The sequence below is a fragment of the Aquidulcibacter sp. genome (genome assembly GCF_020253525.1).
In the GTDB taxonomy this organism is placed as follows: domain Bacteria; phylum Pseudomonadota; class Alphaproteobacteria; order Caulobacterales; family Aquidulcibacteraceae; genus Aquidulcibacter.
In genome coordinates this window covers 1-5,383 of the sequence record NZ_JADCBK010000103.1, presented here as the reverse complement: position 1 = coordinate 5,383, position 5,383 = coordinate 1, and the positions used below count along the sequence as shown (strand labels likewise).

The 5,383-nt window shown below is 55.3% G+C and carries 6 protein-coding genes; 1 reads left to right on the top strand and 5 read right to left on the bottom strand.

Features of this window, described 5'->3' with window-relative positions:
- On the top strand, nucleotides 1–747 hold a 747-nt coding region (locus IOB61_RS12270), incomplete at its 5' end, for an efflux RND transporter permease subunit (protein ID WP_290817066.1).
- Between the two features lie 3 nt (nucleotides 748–750).
- Here the strand turns inward: IOB61_RS12270 and IOB61_RS12265 are convergent.
- The 5 genes from IOB61_RS12265 to IOB61_RS12245 all read right to left on the bottom strand — a co-directional run bounded on the left by IOB61_RS12265 (nucleotide 751) and on the right by IOB61_RS12245 (nucleotide 4,859).
- Nucleotides 751–2,085, bottom strand: coding sequence for an O-antigen ligase (locus IOB61_RS12265; RefSeq protein WP_290817064.1), 1,335 nt, complete (start codon nucleotides 2,083–2,085; stop codon nucleotides 751–753).
- 156 nt (nucleotides 2,086–2,241) lie between these two features.
- On the bottom strand, nucleotides 2,242–3,366 hold the full coding sequence (locus tag IOB61_RS12260; protein WP_290817062.1) for a glutathionylspermidine synthase family protein: 1,125 nt from the start codon (nucleotides 3,364–3,366) through the stop codon (nucleotides 2,242–2,244).
- Complete coding sequence (locus tag IOB61_RS12255; protein ID WP_290817061.1) at nucleotides 3,366–3,785, bottom strand: hypothetical protein; 420 nt, start codon at nucleotides 3,783–3,785, stop codon at nucleotides 3,366–3,368. The genes IOB61_RS12260 and IOB61_RS12255 overlap by 1 nt, the downstream gene beginning before the upstream one ends.
- A 10-nt stretch (nucleotides 3,786–3,795) precedes the next feature.
- Nucleotides 3,796–4,197: a DUF350 domain-containing protein gene (locus tag IOB61_RS12250; RefSeq protein WP_290817058.1), complete on the bottom strand. Its 402-nt coding sequence runs from the start codon at nucleotides 4,195–4,197 to the stop codon at nucleotides 3,796–3,798.
- Between the two features lie 35 nt (nucleotides 4,198–4,232).
- Complete coding sequence (locus IOB61_RS12245; RefSeq protein WP_290817056.1) at nucleotides 4,233–4,859, bottom strand: TetR/AcrR family transcriptional regulator; 627 nt, start codon at nucleotides 4,857–4,859, stop codon at nucleotides 4,233–4,235.
- Between the last annotated feature and the right edge of the window lie 524 nt (nucleotides 4,860–5,383).

The following is a 5,383-nucleotide window of genomic DNA, read 5'->3' as shown; positions in this document are numbered from 1 at the left end:
TATGTGCCAACCAATGCGGGCGGCTCTGCCCCCTTGGCTTCCTTTGCCGACCCCAAGCTTGTGGCGACACCAGCCTCCATCACCCGGGTTGATCGCGAACGTGTGGTCACCCTGACTGGCCAGACCGCCGATGGCTTTTTGACCGCAAGTGTCACCGCTGACCTCCTGAAACGGATCAATGAAGAAATCAAACTTCCGCCCGGCGTCCGTATCGAATTGGGCGGTCAAGCCGCCGCACAATCGGAAAGCTTCTCGGGGCTAGGGGCCGCCTTCATGATCGCCCTATTTGGCATTCTAGCCGTTCTGGTGCTGGAGTTTGGTAAGTTTAAGACCGCGATTGTGGTTGCAGGCATCATCCCCCTTGGCATTTTTGGGGCCGTGGCCGCCTTGGGCCTGACGGGCAATTCATTGAGCTTTACCGCCACCATCGGCATCATCGCTTTGATCGGGATTGAGATCAAAAACTCTATCCTCTTGGTCGACTTTACCGAGCAATTGCGCCGCGAGGGCGTTGGCTTGATGGAAGCGATTGAGCGAGCCGGGGAGGTGCGCTTCTTGCCGGTCCTCTTGACCAGCGTCACGGCCATCGGGGGGCTTCTGCCTTTGGCGCTGGAGCAGTCCGGCCTTTATTCGCCTATGGCCATTGCCATTATTGGCGGCCTGGTCAGCTCAACCTTCCTGTCGCGGATTGCCACACCGGTGATGTATTATCTGACCGCGCGCAAAGAAGAAAAAATCGCGGCTTAAGTCTTAGCGCGACGGCCGCCTGCCAACATATCCTCGTTGCGGATAAGATGTCGGGCTTGCAAGGCGCGCCGGGAAGAAGAACTCCTGCAACGACTTGGCCGCAATCAGCATCACAAGCATCCAAGGCATATCCATGCTGGAGACCAGAATGCTCTCGGTGAAAGAGATTAGGGTGAGGGTGGCGAGGGCACTGACCGCAAATAGGGCACCCGGTCCACCATGTCTGATCCGCACCAACACAGCGATCCACGCCAGCGCCATACAAATCGTCAAGAGCACCGCGCCAGGCGTTCCGAGTTGAAGGACAACATCCCACCAAGATGAGTGCGCATTTTGTGGGAAGAAGCCTGTACCATCGGCAATCCACTGATAGGGACCATCAATTGAGGTCTGATCCTCCCACACCGCATGAAAGCCATAGCCGGTCGTTGGTTTTTTACGCGCAACATATTCGACCTCGCGCCACACTTCAGTCCGTCCTGTGAAGTCTGGCTTGCGGCCAAGCAAGCGAAAGACAGCCTCCTTGCCCTGTGTGAGACCATAAAGGGTTGCGCTGCCAAGTAAGATCGAGGTCCAAAGCGTCGCAATTGCGACCCGCAAATCCCGTTGGACGAGCCAGCCTGTCACGAAGACAGCAATGCCCATAAAGCTCATCAAGATCGCCGTTTTTCCCGTTGTGCCGATAATCGCCACTAAAGACAATGGCACCAAGAATAGGCAGGGCCAGTATTTCTGATTTGAAAGCGCCAAACTTAAGGACGCAAGGATCAGCAAGGCGGCATACATGCCCATGGCTTGCTTTTCGCCCCAGACGCCAGACCACGCGCCTTGAAGAATATCGGTCATTTGGCCAATCGATGGCACCGCAATCGCAAGCCCTACCGACAGGACCATCAAGCTGCCGAGGGCCAAAGTTAGGCGCGCCAAAATCTCTTCCCACGTCAAATGCGCGGCAATGGCGCAGGCTCCGATGAGACTGCAGGTCATGAAGGTGGAGGCGCGCAGCGTGTCCACAGGATCTGCGCTCCAAGAACTGGAGAGATAAGCCCACATGCACAGCGCCACGAATGGAAAGATAAGAATCCCAATAGCGGCGGTTCGAAGCGGTCGTGTCACCGCCAAGACCAGCCCAATCATCGAGCCGACCGCCCAAACAAAGCCAAGCCCAGGCAAGGGACCGCCATTAAGTTTTATCGGAAGGCTGACGAAGACCTGCAAATGGATCAAAAAGAAGAGCAGGACTGCGCCGTCCAAAAACAAACGAAACCAAACACTGTGGATCAACAAAGCCGCAGGCCCAGTTGTTTGTCGCGCTGGGGGACGAAACGTATCAGTCAAACGGATGTCTTTTCGAAAAGTTCATACTCACAACATCAGACGAACAACAAATTCGACCAATGCCTATTCCTCAAATTACTAAGTCTTTTTCTTGTGAATATTTAGTAAATCAAAATGAAGCCGCAGAAGCCGTAACACAATAACCCCAATTTTTACTCATCCCTCCATTCGATGCGGGCGAAACTTTGCGCCAAGACCTGTGACTTTGTCATGGTCTTCCCGCACACCCACCCCGCATGCTTCCCCATCGATGATCCACGACCCGATAACGGGATGCCAGCCATCAAAGCAGGGCAGGGGCTGATAGGCCTGAAAGACGCGCTTTTGGGTGGCATAGGGGCCTTCGGGGGCAGGGGGCATGCCCGGCACATCCATGAACTGAATATCAGAACCTTCCCGACCCAAAACGGGCTTAGACACACGCGGCCCCAGTGCGGGATCATTGGTAAAGCTTGCGGGCAAAAGATTGGGATGGCCTGGAAACAACTCCCATAAAATCGGCAATAAGCCCTTGCTTGACGCAATCACCCGCCACGCGCTTTCCATCACGGCTAGATCAAGTTCCACGAGGCGATCAAAGAATGCCTCTTGCGCCATCCAGTCCCAAGGATAGAGCTTGAACAAGGCTTGGACATAGACGCCTTCTGCATCGACAAAGCCACGACCATCAAAGCCTAATTCGGCAATTGGCGTCGGGATCGTCCGCCAACCCGCTTGATGGGCGACGTCCTCCATATAGGCGATGGTCATGCGGTCATCATCTTCTTCCAACATCCCGGCCAGCGTCAGACGGCTCAACCCCGATTGGTTCTTCAATTTGGCCCAAGCAGCAATGAGAGCCTCATGAATCGAATTAAACTGGTCACAGTCCGGAAAGCGCTCCTTCAACCATTCCCATTGCAAGACGGCCGCTTCAAATAAAGCGGTCGGCGTATCGGCATTATATTCCAACAATTTTGGGGGGTGGATACCATCATAGACCAGATCCATCCGACCATAGACGCTGGGGTGGCCATTGCGCCGACAGGCTGCTGCATAACGGGCGAGATTTGGGGGGATGCCCAGTTCATCAAAACGCTTCTTGGCAATGACGTGGTCGACCGCCTCGCCAATCATGCGCTCTAGGGAAACGCTCGCCTCATACAGGGTCTCGATCTGACTTTCGGAAAACACATAGGCGACAGTCTCGTCATAATAGGGATTGTCGTCGCTGGGCCATAGGCCAATGTCCTGCATGCGGGCCTTGATCGTTGGTCTTGGCGCGGTGACCTCTCGCCGCATCAGCCGCCCCTACTGGCATAGCTGCGCCCGGTTGCACCAAAGCCGCCACGCATAGTCTGGGTGGGGTGGGCGACGACTCCATCGGGGGAGGCAAGGGCCGCGCGGCCGGGTCCACTTCGTGCCGGGTCAAAGGCGTAACCGGCATTGCGCCATGACGCCGGATAGGGAGGCCCGCGAAAGAAAAAGACACCGCCTGCGCCAGAGCCATCACCCGATTGATAGACTTCGCACGCCTCTTCAGAATAATCGGCGACGCACGCTTCTTTGCTTTGATACAGATTGCGCTTTTGGGCTTCTCCCGCGGTGTCCATGCCGCGACGATCCGGCTGGCACGAACTGACCGTCATGACGGACCCTACCGTGAGAAGCGACAGGATGACGATGGTTGAGGACCAATCGCGGGTCGAATCTTTCGTCATTTTCGTGTCCTTAAGGCGTCATGCAGGCGGCATTGACCATGCCGATCGCAATCGCCGTGCCCGCTTTGACAATGGCTGCCGCCCAATTGTTGTCTTCAATCGCGGTATAGAGTTTGGGGAACATGACTTGGGCAATGAATTGTGCCCCAATCTGAGCCGCCAGCGCGATGGCGGCCCAAATGGCCGCTTCATAAAGTGCGGTTGAAACTTCAATGGCGCGAGATAGGGCGATCGAAAATCCAACGACAGCACCCAAAAGCCCAAGGGCCGCGGCCCCATTACCAGCCCGGATCAAGGCAACTTCTTTATGGGGCGTAACTTGGATATAGACGAAGACAAAGATGGTCAGAAAGCCCAGCCCTGTTGTCAAATGTTTGGCAAATGCCCAAACTGGTCCGGCCAATTCCATCATGCTGCACCTCGAATTGAATCCTATATCAGACGCGCTTAAGTCGATTCTGAACCTTGTCGCCACAGATGGTGGCGCTCTTGCGTGATGCGCAAACTGGCCAAGATCATATCGGAGACCATATCCTCCAATAGGTCAATGTTGCAGCCTGTTCGGTCGAGATAGGCCCCACCCGCGCCGGTGATACCAAGACAGACTTCAACCATCATGCGGGCCAAAGGTTCGCTTAAGCCATGATCGGCATTTACCCGGCTCAAAAGATAATCAATCGTCTGTTGTCGTCCCTCAAGCTCAATCTCGCTCATAGCTTTGGCAATGGCGGGCTCGGCCATTAAACGCTCAAGCAAAACACCTTTGGCCGAGATCTGATCGAGATAAGCCCGCGTTGTAACACGCACCATGGTTTCAAGATCGGTCGCCGTTTCAGCGGCTTTGATTTGTTGGACTTGGTAAGCGCGATTTTCCCGCATCAACAGCGCTTGCAGCAAGTGATTGCGGCTTGGGAAGTAATTATAGACCAGCGCTTTGGAAACTTTTGCTTCACGACCAACACGCTCCATCGAAACAGCGCTAACCCCTTCTGAGGTGACAAGTTGGGCTGTCACATCAAGGATCAGATTCCGACGTGCCTCTGGTGCCATGCGGGTTCGATGATGAGGCGGCACGCGATCTCTCTTTGGCTAAAGATAAAAGTGATACTCCATCACATCTGCTTGGCAAACAACCTTGTTGTGATGAAGCGGTTGATGTGCCGTGCCATCCGGTGTGGAACGCAGGGGATAGTGGGGACCTCCGCGAGTTTGCGGCACAAGGTCCCGGCTTGGCTCCGCCGTCCGGGATAACATCGCTTTTGGTTTCTTTCCTCTGGAAGGCTTTGGTGCAGGCCCTGCCTGCCCCAAAAGCCATACGTTATTGTTCGTGGGCGATTGGTCGCGTCAAGTCCGCTTTGCGCCGCTCCGCGGCAGATTTCCAAAGGAAATCTGGACTTGACGCGACAAATCGCCCGAGCACGATAAAGGAAGCGGTTTGGTGTCCAGAATGGGCACCAAAGTGCTTCTAAGCTTTCTGAAACACCCCTTCACCGGCTTCGCCGGAGCTTCCCCGCGAGCGGGGAAGCGGCGTGTCTCTAACGCTGCCACTTGCCGCTTCCCCATTCATGGGGAAGCTGTCCCGAAGGGACTGAAGGGGT

What these genes read in the sequence shown, in the direction of transcription:
- IOB61_RS12255 (WP_290817061.1), bottom strand. Translation starts at nt 3,785, where the DNA reads ATGACGAAAGATTCGACCCGCGATTGGTCCTCAACCATCGTCATCCTG.
- IOB61_RS12260 (WP_290817062.1), bottom strand. Translation starts at nt 3,366, where the DNA reads ATGCGGCGAGAGGTCACCGCGCCAAGACCAACGATCAAGGCCCGCATG.
- IOB61_RS12250 (WP_290817058.1), bottom strand. Translation starts at nt 4,197, where the DNA reads ATGATGGAATTGGCCGGACCAGTTTGGGCATTTGCCAAACATTTGACA.